Here is an 18,703-nt window from a genome sequence, read left to right as displayed (position 1 = left end):
CTGTTTGTAAGTCCGCCCCATGGCAACACCTCCAGTTGGAAGTGTTGCACTTCGTTTGTGAACTCAGGGGACCCATAGCCACCGGCCATCGTTTTGCGAAGTCTCGTGGTTGCCAGCTTCGCGCCACAACTTCTCCCTGGGGTAATGGGTCCTGGCTTTCGCCAGGACGACGGCGGAGGATTTGGCTAACACCGAACAGCCACTTCGTCCCCCACCATGTCCGGCTGCCGATGCAGCGCCACCGCCGGTGACAGCAGGATCACCAGCGCCTGCATGCCGAACACGGCCGCCGCGAGATAAAGGCACGCCTCCGCGCTCCAGAGGCCGCCGACGATCGCGCCCAGCGCCGAGCCGAGCGGGCGGGCGCCGTAGCTCATGATGTTGATGGCGGAGACACGGCCGAGCAGGCGCGGCGGCGTCACGGACTGGCGCAAGGTGGTGGTCGAGATCACCCACAGGATCGGCCCGACGCCGAGCAGGAAGAAGCTCAAGCCCGCGAGCCAGGGCGAGGGGATCAGCACCGTCAGCGCCATCACCAGGGAGGCGACGAAGCCGGTGACCGGGCCAAGGCCGACAACCGTGCCGAAGGCGACGCGCTGCATGACTCGCGTCGCGAGCAGCGCACCGATCACCATGCCGACGCCGTACATCGTCAGCACCGTGCCGACGCCGGCGGCGGTCAGGCCGAGATGGCGTACGGCGTAAGGCACGAACACCGCGATCTGCAGGAACCAGCCGGTGTTGAAGATGAACTGGGTAATGAAGACCGGCCGCAGCAGCGGATGGTGAAACACGAAGGCCGCGCCTTCGCGGATGTCCTGGAACGGATGGCGCCGCGGCGCCGGCGTGCGGGCGGGCTCGTAGATGCCGGAGAGCAGCACCACCGCAATGGCCGAGAGCGCCGCGGCAAAGCCGAAAGCCAGGCTCGCGCCCCACCAGCCGACCAGCGCGCCGCCGAGCGCAGGCCCGCTGGCGAAGGCGATGGTGCGCGCAAGTTCGATCCGGGCATTGGCGGATGGCAACAGGTCCGAACTCACCAGCGAGGGCACCAGGGCCGGGGCGGCCACGCTGTAGACGACGGTGCCGCACACGGCAGCGAAGCCGAGCAGCGCCAGCAGCGGCAGATTGAGGGCGCCGAGCGCCAGCAGCAGCACGATGGCCACGAGGGCTGCCGCCCGCAGCGCCTCGGCGCCCGCCATCAGCGAACGCCGCGAGATGCGGTCGGCGAGCAGGCCGGCCGGAATGGCGAACAGCACGAAGGGGAGCGTCAACGCGGTCTGCAACATGCCGGTCTGGCCTTCGGCGACCCCGAGCGTCAGCACGGCGACGATGGGCGCTGCGGCCAGCGCGATCTGCTCGGCCGATTGCGCCGCGAGGTTGGACCAGGCGAGGCGGTTGAAGGTGTCGGGGAGGCGCGGCGGATTTGACATGGCTCATTTCCTGCAAAGTCGGATTGGCGCCAGTATCCGCCCCCGAGAGCGGCCAAACCCACCCGCTTCCCGACAGGGCGGGTAAAACAGAGCCGCGCCGGGAACCGATGCGCCTAGATGCAGTTGCAAATGAGTTGCAATAAGCCTCGACTTCGGTATTCTGACCGCATGGATGCTCGTTCGCCCGATCTCACCTCCGACGCCGCCGGCTGGCGCACCGACGCGCCGGCCACCAAGAGCCTCGCCGAGGTAAATTCCACAATTGCCGTTCCAGCGGCAGGCCGCTGGTGGCGGCGGTTGCTCGCCTTCGTCGGTCCGGGCTACCTGGTCTCGGTCGGCTACATGGACCCCGGCAATTGGGCGACCGACCTCGCCGGCGGCTCGAAGTTCGGCTACACGCTGCTCTCGGTCATCCTGCTCTCGAACCTGATGGCGATCCTGCTCCAGTCGCTGGCAGCGCGGCTCGGCATCGTCACCGACCGCGATCTCGCGCAGGCCTGCCGCGCGACCTATTCGCCGGCGGTGAACTTCCTGCTCTGGCTCGCCTGCGAGGCGGCGATCATCGCCTGCGATCTCGCCGAGGTCATCGGCACCGCGATCGCGCTCAAGCTCCTGTTCGGTATTCCCCTGATCGGCGGCGCGCTGCTTGCGGCGCTCGATGCCTTCCTGCTGCTGCTTCTGATGAACCGCGGCTTCCGTTTCCTGGAAGCCTTCGTCATCGCGCTGCTCGCGGTGATCGCGGTCTGCTTCGCGGTCCAGATCGTGGCCGCGGCGCCGCCGGTCGCGGAAGTTCTTCACGGCTTCATGCCGAAGACCGAGATCTTCACCAATCCGGAAATGCTCTACATCGCGATCGGCATCATCGGCGCGACCGTGATGCCGCATAATCTCTATCTGCACTCCTCGATCGTGCAGACGCGCGCCTATGAGCGCAACGAGAAGGGCCGGCGCGAAGCGATCAAATGGGCGACGACGGACTCGACCATCGCCCTGATGCTGGCGCTGTTCATCAACGCCGCGATCCTCGTGGTCGCTGCGGCAACCTTCCACAAGAGCGGCCATTCCGACGTCGCCGAGATCGGCCAGGCTTTCGAGCTCCTGTCACCGCTGCTCGGCCTCGGCATCGCCTCGACGCTGTTTGCGATTGCGCTGCTGGCCTCGGGCCTCAACTCGACGGTGACGGCGACGCTTGCCGGCCAGATCGTGATGGAAGGCTTTCTCGATCTGCGCCTGCCGAGCTGGGCGCGGCGCTTGCTCACACGCGGCATCGCGATCGTTCCCGTCATCGTCGTCACCGCGATCTATGGCGAGCGCGGCACCGCGGATCTGCTGGTGTTCAGCCAGGTCGTGCTGTCGATGCAACTGCCCTTCGCCGTGATCCCGCTGGTCCGCTTCGTCTCCGACCGCCGCAAGATGGGGCAGTTCGCGATTCCGCCATACGTTGCCGCGATCGCGTGGATCGTCGCAGGCGTCATCGTGATCTTGAATCTGAAGCTGCTGGCCGACACGCTGTTCGGCTAGTCACACACCGTTGTCGTCGCCCGGCTTGACCGGGCGACCCAGTATTCCAGAGAAAGCCGTTGTTGAGCCGAGAAGCTGCGGCGTACTGGATGCCCCGGTCAAGCCGGGGCATGACAGAGAACTAATCCTGCGGCTCTGACGTGGCATCCCCTTGCGCGTCGACGCGCAGCCAGCCGGACGGCGCCAGCCGCTGCTGCGGCAGGAAGCGGGCCTTGTAGTCCATCTTCTTGGAGCCCTCGATCCAGTAGCCGAGATAGACATAGGGCAACCCTTGCCGGCGGGCGCGGGCGATGTGGTCGAGGATCATGAAGGTGCCCATCGAGCGGCTGACCTGGCTCGGCTCGAAGAAGGAATAGACCATCGACAGGCCGTCGCTGAGCACGTCGGTGAGCGCAACCGCGATCAGCTCCTCGCCGCGGCCGGTGATGCCGCTATCCGGGCCGCGCTTGCGGTACTCGATGATGCGGGTCTCGACATGGCTGTCCTCGACCATCATGGCGTAGTCGAGCACGGTCATGTCGGCCATGCCGCCATGGCGGTGGCGGGCGTCGAGATAGGCGCGGAACACCGAATATTGCTCGGAGGTCGGAACCGCGCTGCGCTGCTCGCCGATGATGTCGGCGTTGCGCGCCATCACCTTGCGGAAATTGCGGGACGGGCGGAACTCGTTGGCCACGACCCGGACCGACACGCAGGCGCGGCACTGGTCGCAGGCGGGCCGATAGGCGATCGACTGGCTGCGGCGGAAGCCGCCATGGGTCAGGAGGTCGTTGAGATCGCCCGCGCGGTCACCCACGAGGTGCGTGAACACCTTGCGCTCATGACGGCCCGGCAGATACGGGCACGGAGAAGGCGCCGTGAGGTAAAATTGGGGGGTGTCGCGCGAGTGTTGGGTCAAGGGACGTCGTGGGCCTCCGAAGTGGGTATCAGCATCGCGCTACGGAAGCCCTCGGTCAATTGGTCTGCTCGGCGGGTCTGATCAGTCAGCTTAGCCGGTCCTGGTTGATAGGTTCTTGATCAGTAGGTTCTGGCGCCCTGGGGCGCGGGTGCGCGGGCCGAGTTGTTGATCACGACCGTTCCGAGCACGAAGTCATGCAACAGCCGCCGGCGGCCGTTGAACAGGCCGACCAGGACCACGAAGGGCGACAGGAACGAAACCGTCACCCAGAACAATACGGCATGGGTGGCGCCGAGCACGAAATAGCCCGGCGCGCCGTACCAGGTGCGCAGCTCCAGGTCCATCACCCGCATGCCGATCGTCGCCGATGACGGACCGCCGATGCAGGCGCCGTAATAGACGATGGCCCAGATCACCGAGGCCGGCCAGGCCAGCCAGAACAGCGCCCAGCCGATGCCGAGCGTGACCACGCCGAACAAGGCGATGAAGAGGTAACCGAGGATGACCGGCACCGAGATCACGACCATGTCGATCAGGAAGGCGAACACCCGCCGCGTGGCAACGCCGCGGAACAGTTCCGGCTGCAGATACGGATCGAAGGCATGCGGCTGCACCCCGCCGTCATTGCGCCAGGCGCCCGCCTGGGGTCCTGAATTGCCCGAGTCCGAATACGACATGGTTCATCCTCCCGAAGGGAAACTCCCGTGGCAGGACATGGGAACAGGCCGTCCGCGTGCCAAGGGCGTCGAGATTAACAAGCCGAAATATTCCGGCGATTCGGGGGCGAGGGGGCTCGTGGAAGATGAGGACGATGCTCGCGCCACATCCTCGGTGTCGTCCCGGCGAAGGCCGGGACCCATTACCCCAGGGAGAAGTTTGGCGAAGATTGAGAGTCGCCCGGTACCGATACCGCAGATCACGGATAGATCACGCGGTATGGGTCCTGGCTACGACGCTTGTGGAGTTCAGAGTGCCTAACCCCGCAAAGCGATCGCGAGGAAGCCGTGCGGGGCTTACCCCTGCGCCCGCAGCTTCTCCGCTGCCTTCGGCGCAAAGTAGCTCAGCACACCATCGGCGCCGGCGCGCTTGAAGGCGAGCAGGCTCTCCATCATCGCGCGGTCGCCGTCGAGCCAGCCGTTGCCCGCGGCCGCTGCGATCATCGCGTACTCGCCCGACACCTGGTAGGCGAAGGTCGGCATCGCAAAGGTGTCCTTCACGCGGCGGACCACGTCGAGATAGGGCATGCCGGGCTTCACCATCACCATGTCGGCGCCCTCGGAGATGTCGAGCTCGACCTCGCGCAGCGCCTCGTCGGTGTTGGCGCTGTCCATCTGGTAGGTGCGCTTGTCGCCGGTCAGCGTCTTGGCCGAGCCGATGGCGTCGCGGAACGGGCCGTAGAAGGCGGAAGCGTATTTGGCCGCATAGGCCATGATCTGCACGTCGATGAGCCCGGCGTGATCCAGTCCCTCGCGGATCGCCGCGACGCGGCCGTCCATCATGTCGGAGGGCGCGATGATGTCGCAGCCGGCTTCGGCCTGCACCAGGGCCTGGCGCACCAGCACGGCGACCGTCTCGTCGTTGAGGATCTCGCCGTCCGCGATCAGGCCGTCATGGCCGTGGCTGGTGAAGGGATCGAGCGCGACGTCGCAGAGGATGCCGAGATCGGGAAACTCCTTCTTGATCGCACGCACAGCCTGGCAGACCAGATTGTTCGGGTTGCAGGCCTCCGAGCCTTCCTCGTCGCGAAGGGACGGGTCGGTGTAGGGAAACAGCGCGATGCAGGGGATCGTGAGCTTCATGGCGCGCTCGGCCTCGCGCACGGCCTGGTCGATGCTGAGGCGGTCGACGCCCGGCATCGAGGCGATCTGCTCGCGCCTGTTGTTGCCGTCGATCAGGAACAGCGGCCAGATCAGATCGTCCGTGGTGAGCACGTTCTCGCGCACCATCCGCCGGGCCCACTCGGCCTTGCGGTTGCGGCGCGGGCGGACGGTCAGATCGAGGGCAGGGGAGGCCACACCGCCATCCCGGCGCGAAACCTCGCGCAATTCGATCGGACGCCCGTATTTGATCGCCATCACTCTTCCTCCGGCTGGAATTATTCTTATACCAGCTCGCATGGTTCCCGTCACCGCGGCTTGACCTGCCGCAAGGGATGGCAGCCGATTGATTTTGCGGGCCGAAGCAGCCAGAAGGGAGCCATGTCCGAGATCTCCACCCGCGATGCGGCCCGCGACAGCGCCAATGCAAGGGACGCCGCCAGAGACAATGCCAGAGACAATGCCATGTCGGTGGCGGCGATCTCGTCGGAGCGCTCGGAGTCCGACGACAATGTCTGGACGCGCCGGCTCGTGCTGTTCCTGCGGGTGATGGCGCTGCTCTCGATCCTCAAGGGCCTCTATCACTGGGCGCAGGTCACCGGCTTCGTCGGCGGCGAGGACGAGGCGTTCGAGAACCAGTCGATGGCCTGGCAGGCCGCGACCGTCTACTTCGCCGTGATCGAGCTCGTCGCCGCCGTCGGGCTGTGGCTCGCAACGCCCTGGGGCGCGGTGGTGTGGCTGACGACCGTGGTGTCGATGGCGGTGATCGAGCTGATGTTCCCGGGAATCTATGGCGGCAGCCTGGTCGTGGTCGGCGTCGAGGTCTTCATGCTCGCCGCTTATCTGGCGCTCGCCTGGATGGCCGCGCGCGAACGGCCGCCGTAGCGATCCCTGCGCAGGCATTTGGTAGGATGGGTAGAGCGAAGCGAAACCCATCGCAGCGGTGTGAGAACGATGATGGGTTTCGCTTCGCTCTACCCATCCTACGATCTGTTCAGCTCCGGCACAGCAGCGGTTTCACGCGCGCTTGGTTGACCGTTGGTTGCGTAAAATTCGAGGTAACTTTTCGTTGACTCCGTGCATTCCGCCACAGCTCTTACGCGCGCGTTTCGAAACGGGGCGGGGCTGTTCTGGAATGCGACAACCGGGGCGGACGGAGGGTGAACAGGACCTTGCGAAGGTCAACAGACGGTTGCGAAAAGCCCTTGTGGCACAGGCTTAATCCGCAATTCACTGTCTTAAATTCATGATCTCTTTATTCTCTTATTTAAGCCGATCTTCAAACGAGCCCCTTAAGTTGCACCTATCAGGCGGGACACAAGTTTCGTCGAATAAGTGTCGATAAAAACGACAACAGGGGAAGTGTCATGATGAAAGCCGTCGCAACTGCGGCAGATACCGCAGAGCGCGTCTCCGGCCAGCAGGGTTCGGTGCAGTCGCTCTATCTGGAAGCTTTGACTCTGGTGGAGCGGCTGCATCGCCGGCTCCTCGACGTCATCAAGGACGAGTTCGATCGCCGCGGTCGCGCCGACATCAACTCGGTGCAGGCGCTGCTGCTCTACAACATCGGCGACAAGGAGCTGACCGCGGGCGAGCTGCGCACGCGCGGCTACTATCTCGGCTCCAACGTCTCCTACAATCTGAAGAAGCTCGTCGAGCTCGGCTTCCTCGATCATCAGCGCTCGCGCGTCGATCGCCGCTCGGTGCGCATCCGCCTGACGCCGCAGGGCCAGGAAGTCCGCCGCATCGTCGACTCGCTCTATCAGAAGCACGTCAAGACGGTCGAGCAGGTCGGCGGCATCTCGGGCGAGGAATTCTCGACCCTCAACAAGTCGCTGCACCGTCTCGAGCGGTTCTGGACCGACCAGATCCTGTATCGGCTCTGAGTTCTAAAACGGATCCTGGCCAAGCCGGCCCGCAACAAGACCGGCAAGCCTTGCGAACGTGCCTGACTTCCCCAAGCGCACCGGCCCCGGGATCTCCCCGGACCGGTGCGTTTTGCCGTTTCGCAGCTGCGAGAAAAATTGCCGTCCGGGTGGAACCAAGTCCCGGCATCGCCGTTGTTCCTCTGGATCGGAGGATGCGATGCTGGTCGGGCGCGGGTTGCAGGCTGTGAACGTCGAACTCGTGAGCGATGCCTATGCCATCGCCGCGAATTACCTCCGCCGCTCCGGCGCAATTCCGGACACGCTCGTCACCAACGAAAACCTGCTGGAGATCATCATCAAGCTGCTCCAGCACGGCGAATTCAACAAGATCAGGCTCGCCAACAAGGCGATCGGCCGGTTCGAGACGCAGTCCGAGGCCCGCGCGGTTGCCTGATCAAAACTCCCGATATTCCAGAGAACCAGAGGGTGCCATGGAAGCTGCCATCGACCGCATCATGCAGACCTATGACCTGCTCGCCAACCGCACCGCCGCGGCCAGCGAGGAGGCACGGGCCAAGGTCACGAACTACCTCAACACGTTGATGGAAGCCGGCGAGAAGGACACCCACAGGTTGACGGTCTGCGGCCTGACCTATTTGCGCCAGCTCGACGGCAGCGTGGACCCCGTGAAGTCGGGGTATACGGGGCTCTAAAGGGGAAGGGGCGGCCCTCATCGGCCGGCAGGGCCTTAAGGTCCAAAGCGGCCCCTTCAGGGAATCGGAACGGGGCGGCTCCAGAGAACCGCACCAACGTCCAGATCCTTCAATCCCACCATATCTTGCATAAATATCAGGCCCGACCCGCAAATGCTTGGCCGGGGGCGGCCGATGTGGTAGATGGCGCTCGCCGCTTCCGATCGCCACACCAGACCCGCCCGTAGCCCGCCAAAAGGCTGCGGCGGTGGAGATATTCGCAAGATGACCTCAGCAAAAACCGCCTCCGCGCCCGATTCGTTTTTCACCGCCTCGCTCGACCAGGCCGACCCGGAAATCGCTGCCGCCATCAAGGGCGAGCTCGGCCGGCAGCGCCATGAGGTCGAGCTGATCGCCTCCGAGAACATCGTCAGCCGTGCCGTGCTGGAAGCGCAGGGTTCGGTGATGACCAACAAATATGCGGAAGGTTATCCGGGCGCGCGGTACTACGGCGGTTGTGAGTGGGTCGACGTCGCCGAGAACCTCGCGATCGACCGCGCCAAGAAGCTGTTCGGCGCGGGCTTCGCCAACGTGCAGCCGAACTCCGGCAGCCAGATGAACCAGGCAGTGTTCCTGGCGCTGCTCCAGCCCGGCGACACCTTCATGGGCCTCGACCTCGCCGCCGGCGGCCATCTCACCCATGGCTCGCCCGTCAACATGAGCGGCAAGTGGTTCAAGGCTGCGCACTACACTGTGCGCCGCGAGGACCAGATCATCGACATGGATGCGGTGCAGAAGCAGGCCGAAGAGATCAAGCCGAAGCTGATCGTCGCCGGCGGCTCGGCCTATTCGCGGGCCTGGGACTTCAAGCGTTTCCGTGAGATCGCGGACAGCGTCGGCGCGTACCTGCTGGTCGACATGGCGCACTTCGCCGGCCTCGTTGCCGGCGGCGTGCATGCCTCGCCGGTGCCGTATGCCCACGTCACCACCACCACGACGCACAAGTCGCTGCGCGGTCCGCGCGGCGGCCTGATGCTGTGGAATGACGAGACGCTGACCAAGAAGTTCAACGGGGCGATTTTCCCGGGCCTCCAGGGCGGCCCCCTGATGCATGTGATCGCGGCGAAGGCGGTCGCCTTCGGCGAGGCGCTGCGGCCCGACTTCAAGGTCTATGCCAAGAACGTCGTCGAGAACGCCAAGGCGCTCGCCGAGGCGATGAAGAGCCACGGGTTCGATATTGTCTCAGGCGGCACCGATAACCATCTGATGCTGGTCGACCTCAGGCCGAAGGGCCTGAAGGGCAACGTCTCGGAGAAGGCGCTGGTTCGCGCAGCCATCACCTGCAACAAGAACGGCATTCCCTTCGATCCCGAAAAGCCCTTCGTGACCTCGGGTTTGCGGCTGGGCACGCCGGCCGCGACCACGCGCGGATTCGGCGTTGCCGAATTCCAGCAGGTCGGCGGCATGATCGCCGAGGTCCTGAACGCGATCGCGCAGTCCTCCGACGGCAAGGCGCCGCTGGTGGAAGCCGCGATCAAGGAGCGGGTCAAGGCACTCACCGACCGGTTCCCGATCTATCAGTAAGGCTAGGCCAGGCGGATGCGCTGCCCGAACTGCAACAGTCTCGATACGCAGGTAAAGGACTCGCGTCCGACCGAGGACTCGTCCGTGATCCGCAGGCGGCGCGTGTGCGTCGCCTGCAATTTCCGCTTTACCACCTTCGAGCGCGTGCAGCTGCGCGAACTCACGGTGATCAAGCGCAACGGCCGCCGTGTGCCGTTCGACCGCGACAAGCTGATGCGCTCGGTGTCGATCTCCTTGCGCAAGCGCCAGGTCGAGCCGGAGCGGGTGGAGAAGATGGTCTCCACCATCGTGCGCGAGCTCGAGACCGGGGGCGAAGCCGAGATCTCCTCCGAGGTGATCGGCGAGACCGTGATGGAGCATCTACGCACGCTCGACGACGTCGCCTATGTGCGCTTCGCCTCGGTCTACCGCAATTTCCGTGAGGCCAAGGATTTCGCCGACGTGCTCGGCGAGCTTTCCGGCGAGGAGGAAGCGCGGCTCGCCGCGATCCGCAAATGATCTTCCGCATTCTGGAGGATCAGTTCGCGCAGAAGATCCGCGAATCCAAGGACGCCGATCGCCGCTTCATGCAGCTTGCGCTGGCGCTCGGCCGGCGCGGGCAGGGGCGGACCTGGCCCAATCCGGCTGTCGGCGCCGTCATCGTGAAAGATGGCGTCATCGTCGGCCGCGGCTGGACGCAACCCGGCGGACGTCCGCATGGCGAGCCCGAAGCGCTGCGGCGAGCGGGTGAGGCGGCGCGCGGGGCCACGCTCTACGTCACGCTCGAGCCCTGCTCGCATTTCGGCAAGTCGCCGCCTTGTGCGGACGCGGTGATCGCCGCCGGCATCACGCGCGTGGTGGCGGCGATCGAGGATCCCAATCCTGAAGTCGCAGGCCAGGGCCATGCCCGTCTGCGCGCCGCCGGCATCACGGTGGACGTCGGTGTGTGCGCGGCGGAGGCCGCCTTCGACCACGCCGGGCATTTCCGCCGCATCCGTGACAAGCGCCCGCATGTGATCCTGAAGCTCGCGGTCTCGCCCGACGGCAAGATCGGCGCCGCCGGCGGCAAGCCGGTTGCGATCACCGGCGAAGCTGTGCGCGACCGCGTGCATCTGCTTCGCGCGCAGAGCGATGCCATCCTTGTCGGCATCGGCACGGTGCTGGCGGATGATCCGCTTCTCACCTGCCGCCTGCCGGGCTTGGCGGCGCGCTCGCCGGTGCGCGTGGTGCTCGACCAGAGCCTGCGCATCCCCGCATCGAGCCAGCTCGTGCGCTCCGCGCGTGAGACGCCGCTGTGGGTGGCGGGCTCCGAACTCGCCGAGGCTGCGGCCGCCATGCGGCTTGGAGCCGCCGGTGCGCAGATCATCCGCATACCGGCGGGGAACGCCTCCGGGCTCGATCTGCCGGCCGCGCTGCATGCGCTGGCCGGGAAAGGCATCTCGCGGTTGATGGTGGAGGGCGGCAGCCGCGTTGCGGCGTCGTTCGTGGCGGCCGATCTCGTCGACGAGATCTGGCTGTTCCGCGGCGCGGAAGAGGTGGGCAGTCGCGGCGTCGATGCGCTCGATGCATTGCCCCTGTCGAAAATCACGCAGTCGCAGGCCTACAAGGTTCATGCTAGCGAAACATTCGACAGGGATACTCTCACCATCTACGAGCGCGCCTAACATGTTCACCGGCATTGTCACCGATCTCGGCGAGATCGTCAGCTTCACGCCAACGGCGCAGGGCCAGTTGCACCGGCTGCGCATCGCCTGCCGCTATGACCAGACCACCATTGCCGATGGTGCCTCGATCGCCTGCAATGGCGTCTGTCTCACGGTCGTCGCTTCGGGTGTCGCGGGCGGCAAAACCTGGTTCGACGTCGATGCGGCCGCCGAGACGCTGGCGCTGACGACGGCAAAGCATTGGAAGGTCGGCACCAGGCTCAATCTCGAACGCGCGCTCAAGATCGGCGACGAGCTTGGCGGCCATATCGTCGCAGGTCACGCCGACGGGATTGCGACTATCGTCAGCCGCGAGGACCTGCCCGACATGGCGCGGTTCGTGCTCTCCACGACGCGCGAGCTGGCGCGGTTCATCGCCACCAAGGGATCGATCACGCTCGACGGCGTCTCGCTGACGGTCAATACGGTTGCGGACGTGACCTTTTCGGTGCTGATCATCCCGCACACGCTGACGGTCACGACGATCGGCGGCTGGAAGGCGGGGGCCGAGGTCAATATCGAGGTCGATCTGATGGCCCGCTACGCAGCGCGGCTGACGGAAATGAAGTGACCGGCGGATAAAGTTCGTCATGCGCGGGCTTGACCCGCGCATCCATCCTCTTAAGAGGGGCTTGCCCGACGGATTGCCGGGGCAAGCCCAGCAATGACAGAATAGGTTGACCATGGCAGACGCGCGGCGCGCACCCCTGAAGGACCAGACCGACATTTCCGGCGCACGTGCGCTGATTGTCGAGGCGCGGTTCTATGACGATCTCCAGGACGCGCTATTGGACGGTGCGGTGGCCGAGTTGAAGGCCGCCGGCCTGACGCATGACGTGATCACGGTTCCCGGCGCGCTGGAGATCCCGGCGGCGGTGGCCATTGCCGTGGATGCCGCAGCGGCCAACGGCAAGCCCTATGATGCGGTGATCGCGCTCGGCTGCGTGATCCGCGGCGACACCATCCATTTCGAGATCGTCTCGCAGGAATCCTCCCGTGCGCTGATGGACCTTGCGGTTTCGCGCAAGCTGCCGCTCGGCAACGGCATCCTCACCGTCAACACCGAGGCGCAGGCCTGGGCGCGGGCGCGCGCCAGCGAGCTCAACAAGGGCGGCGATGCCGCGCGCGCGGCGCTGGCGATGCTGCGCATCAAGCGCCGTCTGGCGCGGGCCTGAGCCATGGCTGACAACAACAAGAAGCCGGCGGGCGCTCCGGAGAAGAAGGCGAACCGGCGCGGTGCGGCGCGGCTCGCGGCCGTCCAGGCGCTGTACCAGATGGACATCGCCGGCGCCGGCATCAACGACATCTTCGCCGAGTTCGAGAGCCACTGGCTCGGCAACGAGGTCGAGGGTGACACCTACCTGCCGGCCGAGGCCGCGTTCTTCCGCGACGTCGTCTCCGGCGTCGTGCGTGACCAGAAGAAGCTCGACCCCCTGATCGACGAGGCGCTGTCGAAGGGCTGGCCCTTGAAGCGGATCGAGGCGATCCTGCGCGCAGTGCTGCGGGCAGGGGCCTATGAGCTCCAGCATCGCAAGGACGTGCCGGGCCGTGTCGTCGTTTCCGAATATGTCGACGTTGCGAATGCCTTCGTCGACCGCGAGGAGACCGGCATGGTGAACGCGGTGCTCGACCAGATCGGCCGCCAGTTTCGCGGCGATGAGTTCGGGCGGGGGTAGACATCCGCGAGGGCGGTGAAGTGATGCGATGTGGCTGCCCCATATTCCGCTGTCATGCCCCGCGAAGGCGGGGCATCCAGTACGCCGCGGCCTATCGATTTGATACGATCGTCTCTGGAGTACTGGATCGCCCGATCAAGCCGGGCGATGACAGCCATTGGTGTGGCTGACGTTGATGGCAAACGCGCACAATCCCTCCGCCGAAGACTCCCTGATCGCGCGCTATTTCAAGCCGCTGGCGACCGATCCCGGTGCGTTCGGCCTGGTCGATGATGCCGCGGTCCTGTCCTCCTCCGGCGACGACATCGTCGTCACCACCGATGCCGTGGTCGAGGGCGTGCATTATCTTGCCGGCGATCCACCCGACACCATCGCGCGCAAGGCGCTGCGGGTGAACCTGTCCGATCTCGCCGCCAAGGGCGCTGTGCCCGCCGGCTTCGTCCTGACGCTGGCGCTGCGGAGCAGGGAAGATGCCTGGCTCAGGCCGTTCGCGGATGCGTTGGGCGAGGATGCGAAAACCTTCGCGTGTCCGCTGCTCGGCGGCGACACGGTGTCGACGCCGGGACCGCAGATGATCTCGATCACCGCCTTCGGCCGCGTGCCGCAGGGGCAGATGGTTGGCCGCACCGGCGCAAGGCCGGGCGACCGCATCCTGGTGACGGGCACGATCGGCGATGCCGCGCTCGGCCTCGACGTGCTCACGGGCGGCGTGGTGGCCGCGGCACTCGCGTCCGATCCCGCTGCAAGGGAAGCTCTGGTCTCGCGCTATCGCATCCCGCAGCCGCGCAACGTTCTGGCGCGGGCCGTGCGCGATCATGCGTCGGCCGCGATGGATGTCTCCGACGGGCTCGCCGGCGACCTGACCAAACTCTGCGCGGCGTCGGGCGTCTCGGCCTTCGTGGACGTGACGAACGTGCCGCTCTCGGCCGCCGCTGCGGACCTGATCGCGCGCAACGCCGTTTGCGTCGAGACGCTGCTTGCCGGGGGCGACGATTACGAGGTGCTGTGCACCGTGCCGCCGGTGCAAAGCGATGCGCTGATTGCCGCGGGGCGGGCCGTCGGCGTTGCGGTCACCGCGATCGGCACGATCGTCGCGGGCGGCGCGCGGCCGCGCTTCCTGGACGGGCAGGGCCAGGAACTGGTTTTGAAGCGGCTGTCCTACAGCCACTTCTAGGAATTGCTCCAAATCGCGGCGTCCAGGCTCTGGGCTCATGACCTGGTGCTCAGGACTTGCTCACGACTTGGCCTAAATACTTGCCGAGATCGGCTTTTTCGGCCGCTTCCGGCGTTGCACCATCAAGTTGATTTTGGCAAGCTCGCGACCGACTGAGGCCGCCTCTTCGGGAAAGGGGCGGCCTTGTTCGAAATCAAGGCGCCGCACCGCACGACGGACAATAAAAGGCGCCGGGGGTACATCAAGGATCTGAGGCAAAAAATCACATGACAGCATTATGGTTGATAGTGCTCTGCGGAGTGCTTTCCGTCGTCTACGCGATTTGGGCGACGTCTTCGGTGTTGAGCGCGGATGCGGGGTCGCCGCGCATGCAGGAGATCGCAGCTGCGGTGCGCGAAGGCGCACAGGCCTATCTGCGGCGTCAGTACACCACCATCGGTATCGTCGGCATCGTCATCTTCCTGCTGCTTGTCTATTTCCTCGGGTTTTATGTGGCGATCGGCTTTGCCATCGGCGCCATCCTGTCGGGGGCGGCCGGCTTCATCGGCATGAACGTCTCGGTTCGCGCCAACGTGCGCACCGCCCAGGCCGCGACGACGTCGCTCGCCGGCGGCCTCGAGCTCGCCTTCAAGGCGGGCGCGATCACCGGCATGCTGGTGGCGGGTCTCGCGCTGCTCGGCGTGACCCTCTATTTCGGCTTCCTGGTCTATTCGCTGAAGCTGGCGCCTGACAGCCGCGTCGTCGTCGACGCCATGGTGGCGCTTGGCTTCGGCGCCTCGCTGATCTCGATCTTCGCCCGTCTCGGCGGCGGCATCTTCACCAAGGGTGCGGACGTCGGCGGCGACCTCGTCGGCAAGGTCGAGGCCGGCATCCCCGAGGACGATCCGCGCAACCCCGCGACCATCGCCGACAACGTCGGCGACAACGTGGGCGACTGCGCCGGCATGGCCGCCGACCTGTTCGAGACCTATGCGGTGACGGCGGTCGCCACCATGGTGCTCGCGGCGATCTTCTTCGCCAAGACGCCGATCCTCATGAGCATGATGACGCTGCCGCTCGCCATTGGCGGCATCTGCATCATCACCTCGATCATCGGCACCTTCTTCGTCAAGCTCGGGCCGAGCCAGTCGATCATGGGCGCGCTCTACAAGGGACTGATCGCAACCGGCGTGCTGTCGCTGATCGGCATTGCCGTGGTGATCTACACGCTGATCGGCTTCGGCAAGCTCGACGGTGTCGATTATACCGGCATGTCGCTGTTTGAGTGCGGCGTCGTCGGCCTGATCGTCACCGCGCTGATCATCTGGATCACCGAATACTACACCGGCACCGACTATCGTCCGGTGAAGTCGATTGCGGCTGCGTCGGTGACCGGCCACGGCACCAACGTGATCCAGGGCCTTGCCATCTCGATGGAGGCGACCGCGCTGCCTGCGATCGTCATCATCGCCGGCATCCTCGTCACCTACAGCCTTGCCGGCCTGTTCGGCATTGCGATCGCGACGGCCACCATGCTGGCGCTGGCCGGCATGATCGTCGCGCTCGACGCCTTCGGTCCGGTGACGGACAACGCCGGCGGCATCGCCGAGATGGCGGGCCTGCCGAAAGAGGTGCGCAAGTCGACCGACGCGCTCGACGCGGTCGGCAACACCACCAAGGCGGTCACCAAGGGTTACGCGATCGGCTCGGCCGGTCTCGGTGCGCTCGTGCTGTTCGCGGCCTACAACCAGGACCTCAAGTTCTTCGTTGCGGACTCCGCGCATCACACCTACTTCGCCGGCGTCAATCCGGACTTCTCGCTGAACAATCCCTATGTGGTGGTGGGCCTCCTGTTCGGTGGTCTATTGCCGTATCTGTTCGGCGCGATGGGCATGACGGCGGTGGGCCGTGCGGCGAGCGCGATCGTCGAGGAGGTGCGGCGTCAGTTCCGCGAGAAGCCGGGCATCATGCAGGGCACCGACAAGCCGGACTACGGCAAGGCGGTCGACCTGCTGACCAAGGCGGCGATCAAGGAGATGATCATCCCCTCGCTGCTGCCGGTGTTGTCGCCGATCGTGGTCTACTTCCTGATCTACGCGATCGCCGGAGGCGGTACGGCCGGCAAGTCTGCGGCGTTCTCGGCGGTCGGCGCGATGCTGCTCGGCGTGATCGTGACGGGCCTGTTCGTCGCGATCTCCATGACCTCGGGCGGCGGCGCCTGGGACAACGCCAAGAAGTACATCGAGGACGGCCATTACGGCGGCAAGGGCAGTGATGCCCACAAGTCCGCCGTCACCGGCGACACCGTCGGCGATCCCTACAAGGACACGGCCGGCCCCGCGGTGAACCCGATGATCAAGATCACCAACATCGTGGCGCTCTTGCTGCTGGCGATCCTGGCGCACTGAACTTGTAGGGCTCTACAAACGACAAACCCGCGGTGCAAACCGCGGGTTTTTTGTTGTGCGCCTTACGGGGGACCGTCGCCATGAAGTTCGAGACGACCAGATGTATCCGGTGCGGCTGCGACATGCTGATCGCCGACACGGTCTGTCCGACTTGCGGTAGGGTGCAAGCCGGTGGCCGGCAATCCGGTGCTCGTACAATGCTGGCGGTCGCGCTGGCGGCGGCCGTCCTCATCGCCTTCAACTGGTTCAAACCTCCGGCGCCGAAAGCGGGCCCGCCTACTGCACATCCATCTGCAAACCTTCCTTCTGGATGATGCCGGCGAACTTCTTCGTCTCGGCGTCCACGAAGTCGGCAAACTGCTGCGGCGTGCCGTAGTCGGCGCGGGCGCCCATGGCGGCGATGTTCTTCTTGATGTCGTCGCGCTCCAGCATCGCCTTCACTTGCAGGTTGAGCGCTTCGAGGACCGGGGCAGGGACGCCTTTCGGCAGGAACACCGCGAACCAGGACGAGACGTCGAAATTGGCCAGCTCCGGCGCGCTCTCGCGCATCGTCGGCAGGTTCGGCGCGAGGTCGCTGCGCTCGGTGGTCGTCACGCAGAGGCCGGTGAGCGTGCCGTTCTGGACCTGCGGCAGGCTCGGATAGAGGTTGTCGAACAGGATCTGGATGTCGCCGGCGAGCGCGGCCTGGAGCGCGGGACCTGCGCCGCGGAACGGGATGTGCGTCATCTTCATCCCGGTGAGCTGGAGGAACCAGGCGCCGGTGAGGTGAGGACTCTGGCCGACGCCGGAGGAGGCATAGCTGAGCTTGTCCGGATTGGCCTTGAGATAGGCGATCAGCTCGGCGATCGACTTGATGCCGGTCTTCGGATGCGCCGAGACGATGTTCGGGATCCGGATCATGTTGGAGACGGGCTGGAGCTGGTCCGGCTTGTAGGTGAGGTTCTTGAAGATGCTGTAGGCGATCGCGTTCGGCCCGGGATTGCCGATCAGGATGGTGTGCCCATCCGGCTTGGCGCGAACCACCTCGGCAGTGCCGATCGTGCCGCCGCCGCCGGAGCGGTTTTCCACGACGGCCGACTGGCCCCAGGCGGTTTGCAGGTGGGCGGCCAGGAGCCGGCCCATGACGTCGGTCGAACCGCCGGCTGCAGCCGGCACCACCAGGCGGACGTTTTCGGTGGGCTTCCAGTCCGCCAGGCTCGATCGCGGCAGGATCGCTGCGGCCGACAGGCCGGCAGCACCGGTGAGCACGCGGCGGCGGGACAACAACGTTTTCGGCACGAATCCACTCCCTGCTTCTTGTTTTGCAGGGAGCGTATGGAACCCGGCGCGCAACGGCAAGCCGCGCGCGAGCGCAAGTGCCGCGCAGACGGCGGCACGACGCCGCAGGCTGAAGGCTCAGTTAAAGCTGAGCAGCTTGAACAGCGGCGTGAGGTAGCTCATCTCCTGGCCCGACGTCGGCGTGGTGCGGCTGATGAAGTCGAAGATCTTGCCGTCCTGGAGGCCGTAATTCGCCAGCCGGCGCACGCGCCGGTTCTTGTCGAAGTAGATCGCGATCACGCGCTGATCGACCACCTGCTGATTCATGAACGCGACTTTGCGCTCGGAGCGCTGCGAGATGTAGTAGAAGACCTCGCCGTCGAGGGTCGCGACCGTGGAGGGCGTGCCCATCACGATCAGCACCTGGTCCTGGCTCGCGCCGATCGGAATCTGCTCGAGTGCGCCGGGCGGCAGGATGTAGCCCTTCTGGAACTGCTCGCCGGTGCAGCCCGCGAGCGCCACGCCGACCAAGGCCGCAGCGGCGGCCATGCGCAGGCCGCGCCAGCGTGCATGAAGGCCGCGCCGCTTGTCTGCGCGCGGGCTGGTCTGGTTCGTTATCGTCATAGCGGAACTGATTCCGTCCCCTTGCGTCGCGCGAGGCGCTGAAGTACCGGGCGGAGGCTCTGAATGCAACACGCGCGCGCCCGCTTGCGGAAA

Annotated in this window: 19 protein-coding genes; 13 read left to right on the top strand and 6 right to left on the bottom strand. The window is 65.6% G+C overall.

Going from position 1 to position 18,703, the window contains the following annotated elements; genetic code table 11:
* Window positions 1–185 precede the first annotated feature (185 nt).
* Window positions 186–1,430 carry an MFS transporter gene (locus XI08_RS05875; protein ID WP_271573726.1) on the bottom strand — a complete coding sequence of 415 codons (1,245 nt, stop codon included), beginning with the start codon at window positions 1,428–1,430 and terminating at the stop codon, window positions 186–188.
* A gap of 168 nt (window positions 1,431–1,598) precedes the next feature.
* Between XI08_RS05875 and XI08_RS05870 the strand changes: the two genes are divergently transcribed.
* On the top strand, window positions 1,599–2,951 hold the full coding sequence (locus XI08_RS05870) for an Nramp family divalent metal transporter (protein ID WP_135176090.1): 1,353 nt from the start codon (window positions 1,599–1,601) through the stop codon (window positions 2,949–2,951).
* 121 nt (window positions 2,952–3,072) lie between these two features.
* Here the strand turns inward: XI08_RS05870 and XI08_RS05865 are convergent, their stop codons facing one another.
* The 3 genes from XI08_RS05865 to hemB all read right to left on the bottom strand — a co-directional run bounded on the left by XI08_RS05865 (window position 3,073) and on the right by hemB (window position 5,924).
* Window positions 3,073–3,849, bottom strand: coding sequence for an arginyltransferase (locus XI08_RS05865; protein ID WP_271573725.1), 777 nt, complete (start codon window positions 3,847–3,849; stop codon window positions 3,073–3,075).
* A 119-nt stretch (window positions 3,850–3,968) separates the two neighbouring features.
* Window positions 3,969–4,526, bottom strand: a complete 558-nt coding sequence (locus XI08_RS05860; RefSeq protein ID WP_271573724.1) for an RDD family protein — start codon at window positions 4,524–4,526, stop codon at window positions 3,969–3,971.
* A 336-nt stretch (window positions 4,527–4,862) separates the two neighbouring features.
* Window positions 4,863–5,924, bottom strand: a complete 1,062-nt coding sequence (gene hemB, locus XI08_RS05855) for a porphobilinogen synthase (RefSeq protein WP_271573723.1) — start codon at window positions 5,922–5,924, stop codon at window positions 4,863–4,865.
* A gap of 123 nt (window positions 5,925–6,047) precedes the next feature.
* Between hemB and XI08_RS05850 the strand changes: the two genes are divergently transcribed.
* From XI08_RS05850 to XI08_RS05795, 12 genes are all read left to right on the top strand, one after another.
* Window positions 6,048–6,551: a DUF6163 family protein gene (locus XI08_RS05850; protein WP_027548261.1), complete on the top strand. Its 504-nt coding sequence runs from the start codon at window positions 6,048–6,050 to the stop codon at window positions 6,549–6,551.
* A 482-nt stretch (window positions 6,552–7,033) separates the two neighbouring features.
* The gene (ldtR, locus tag XI08_RS05845) at window positions 7,034–7,552 is read left to right on the top strand and encodes a transcriptional regulator LdtR (RefSeq protein WP_011087797.1); all 519 of its coding nucleotides are present in this window, start codon (window positions 7,034–7,036) and stop codon (window positions 7,550–7,552) included.
* Window positions 7,553–7,751: 199 nt separating this feature from the next.
* Entirely contained in the window at window positions 7,752–7,988 is a 237-nt protein-coding gene (locus tag XI08_RS05840) for a hypothetical protein (protein ID WP_271573722.1), read from the top strand.
* Window positions 7,989–8,025: 37 nt separating this feature from the next.
* Complete coding sequence (locus tag XI08_RS05835; RefSeq protein WP_027548259.1) at window positions 8,026–8,247, top strand: hypothetical protein; 222 nt, start codon at window positions 8,026–8,028, stop codon at window positions 8,245–8,247.
* A gap of 264 nt (window positions 8,248–8,511) precedes the next feature.
* Entirely contained in the window at window positions 8,512–9,810 is a 1,299-nt protein-coding gene (gene glyA / locus XI08_RS05830) for a serine hydroxymethyltransferase (RefSeq protein ID WP_271573721.1), read from the top strand.
* Between the two features lie 15 nt (window positions 9,811–9,825).
* Window positions 9,826–10,308 (top strand): transcriptional regulator NrdR, encoded by a 483-nt coding sequence (gene nrdR / locus XI08_RS05825; protein WP_007603426.1) that lies wholly within the window; start codon window positions 9,826–9,828, stop codon window positions 10,306–10,308.
* A complete protein-coding gene (gene ribD / locus XI08_RS05820) occupies window positions 10,305–11,453 on the top strand; it encodes a bifunctional diaminohydroxyphosphoribosylaminopyrimidine deaminase/5-amino-6-(5-phosphoribosylamino)uracil reductase RibD (protein WP_271573720.1) in 1,149 nt (382 codons plus the stop codon). The genes nrdR and ribD overlap by 4 nt, the downstream gene beginning before the upstream one ends.
* 1 nt (window position 11,454) lies before the next feature.
* On the top strand, window positions 11,455–12,063 hold the full coding sequence (locus XI08_RS05815; RefSeq protein WP_271573719.1) for a riboflavin synthase: 609 nt from the start codon (window positions 11,455–11,457) through the stop codon (window positions 12,061–12,063).
* 112 nt (window positions 12,064–12,175) lie between these two features.
* Entirely contained in the window at window positions 12,176–12,667 is a 492-nt protein-coding gene (gene ribH / locus XI08_RS05810) for a 6,7-dimethyl-8-ribityllumazine synthase (protein ID WP_011087790.1), read from the top strand.
* A gap of 3 nt (window positions 12,668–12,670) precedes the next feature.
* Complete coding sequence (gene nusB, locus XI08_RS05805) at window positions 12,671–13,168, top strand: transcription antitermination factor NusB (RefSeq protein ID WP_027548253.1); 498 nt, start codon at window positions 12,671–12,673, stop codon at window positions 13,166–13,168.
* 175 nt (window positions 13,169–13,343) lie between these two features.
* The gene (thiL, locus tag XI08_RS05800) at window positions 13,344–14,342 is read left to right on the top strand and encodes a thiamine-phosphate kinase (RefSeq protein WP_271573718.1); all 999 of its coding nucleotides are present in this window, start codon (window positions 13,344–13,346) and stop codon (window positions 14,340–14,342) included.
* A gap of 266 nt (window positions 14,343–14,608) precedes the next feature.
* The gene (locus XI08_RS05795) at window positions 14,609–16,729 is read left to right on the top strand and encodes a sodium-translocating pyrophosphatase (RefSeq protein ID WP_271573717.1); all 2,121 of its coding nucleotides are present in this window, start codon (window positions 14,609–14,611) and stop codon (window positions 16,727–16,729) included.
* Window positions 16,730–17,005: 276 nt separating this feature from the next.
* Here the strand turns inward: XI08_RS05795 and XI08_RS05790 are convergent, their stop codons facing one another.
* On the bottom strand, window positions 17,006–18,007 hold the full coding sequence (locus tag XI08_RS05790; protein ID WP_271573716.1) for a Bug family tripartite tricarboxylate transporter substrate binding protein: 1,002 nt from the start codon (window positions 18,005–18,007) through the stop codon (window positions 17,006–17,008).
* 117 nt (window positions 18,008–18,124) lie between these two features.
* Window positions 18,125–18,610, bottom strand: coding sequence for an outer membrane protein assembly factor BamE (locus tag XI08_RS05785; protein WP_177233895.1), 486 nt, complete (start codon window positions 18,608–18,610; stop codon window positions 18,125–18,127).
* Window positions 18,611–18,703 lie beyond the last annotated feature (93 nt).

The sequence above is a fragment of the Bradyrhizobium sp. CCBAU 11361 genome, assembly GCF_028128935.1.
GTDB classification, from domain to species: domain Bacteria; phylum Pseudomonadota; class Alphaproteobacteria; order Rhizobiales; family Xanthobacteraceae; genus Bradyrhizobium; species Bradyrhizobium niftali.
This window is presented reverse-complemented; position numbering and strand designations above follow the sequence as displayed.

Excerpts from the sequence above, each read along its gene's own strand:
- XI08_RS05875 (WP_271573726.1), bottom strand. The coding sequence starts at position 1,430 with ATGTCAAATCCGCCGCGCCTCCCCGACACCTTCAACCGCCTCGCCTGG.
- XI08_RS05870 (WP_135176090.1), top strand. The coding sequence starts at position 1,599 with ATGGATGCTCGTTCGCCCGATCTCACCTCCGACGCCGCCGGCTGGCGC.
- XI08_RS05860 (WP_271573724.1), bottom strand. The coding sequence starts at position 4,526 with ATGTCGTATTCGGACTCGGGCAATTCAGGACCCCAGGCGGGCGCCTGG.
- hemB (WP_271573723.1), bottom strand. The coding sequence starts at position 5,924 with ATGGCGATCAAATACGGGCGTCCGATCGAATTGCGCGAGGTTTCGCGC.
- XI08_RS05850 (WP_027548261.1), top strand. The coding sequence starts at position 6,048 with ATGTCCGAGATCTCCACCCGCGATGCGGCCCGCGACAGCGCCAATGCA.
- ldtR (WP_011087797.1), top strand. The coding sequence starts at position 7,034 with ATGATGAAAGCCGTCGCAACTGCGGCAGATACCGCAGAGCGCGTCTCC.
- XI08_RS05840 (WP_271573722.1), top strand. The coding sequence starts at position 7,752 with ATGCTGGTCGGGCGCGGGTTGCAGGCTGTGAACGTCGAACTCGTGAGC.
- XI08_RS05835 (WP_027548259.1), top strand. The coding sequence starts at position 8,026 with ATGGAAGCTGCCATCGACCGCATCATGCAGACCTATGACCTGCTCGCC.
- glyA (WP_271573721.1), top strand. The coding sequence starts at position 8,512 with ATGACCTCAGCAAAAACCGCCTCCGCGCCCGATTCGTTTTTCACCGCC.
- nrdR (WP_007603426.1), top strand. The coding sequence starts at position 9,826 with ATGCGCTGCCCGAACTGCAACAGTCTCGATACGCAGGTAAAGGACTCG.
- ribD (WP_271573720.1), top strand. The coding sequence starts at position 10,305 with ATGATCTTCCGCATTCTGGAGGATCAGTTCGCGCAGAAGATCCGCGAA.
- XI08_RS05815 (WP_271573719.1), top strand. The coding sequence starts at position 11,455 with ATGTTCACCGGCATTGTCACCGATCTCGGCGAGATCGTCAGCTTCACG.
- ribH (WP_011087790.1), top strand. The coding sequence starts at position 12,176 with ATGGCAGACGCGCGGCGCGCACCCCTGAAGGACCAGACCGACATTTCC.
- nusB (WP_027548253.1), top strand. The coding sequence starts at position 12,671 with ATGGCTGACAACAACAAGAAGCCGGCGGGCGCTCCGGAGAAGAAGGCG.
- thiL (WP_271573718.1), top strand. The coding sequence starts at position 13,344 with ATGGCAAACGCGCACAATCCCTCCGCCGAAGACTCCCTGATCGCGCGC.
- XI08_RS05795 (WP_271573717.1), top strand. The coding sequence starts at position 14,609 with ATGACAGCATTATGGTTGATAGTGCTCTGCGGAGTGCTTTCCGTCGTC.
- XI08_RS05785 (WP_177233895.1), bottom strand. The coding sequence starts at position 18,610 with ATGACGATAACGAACCAGACCAGCCCGCGCGCAGACAAGCGGCGCGGC.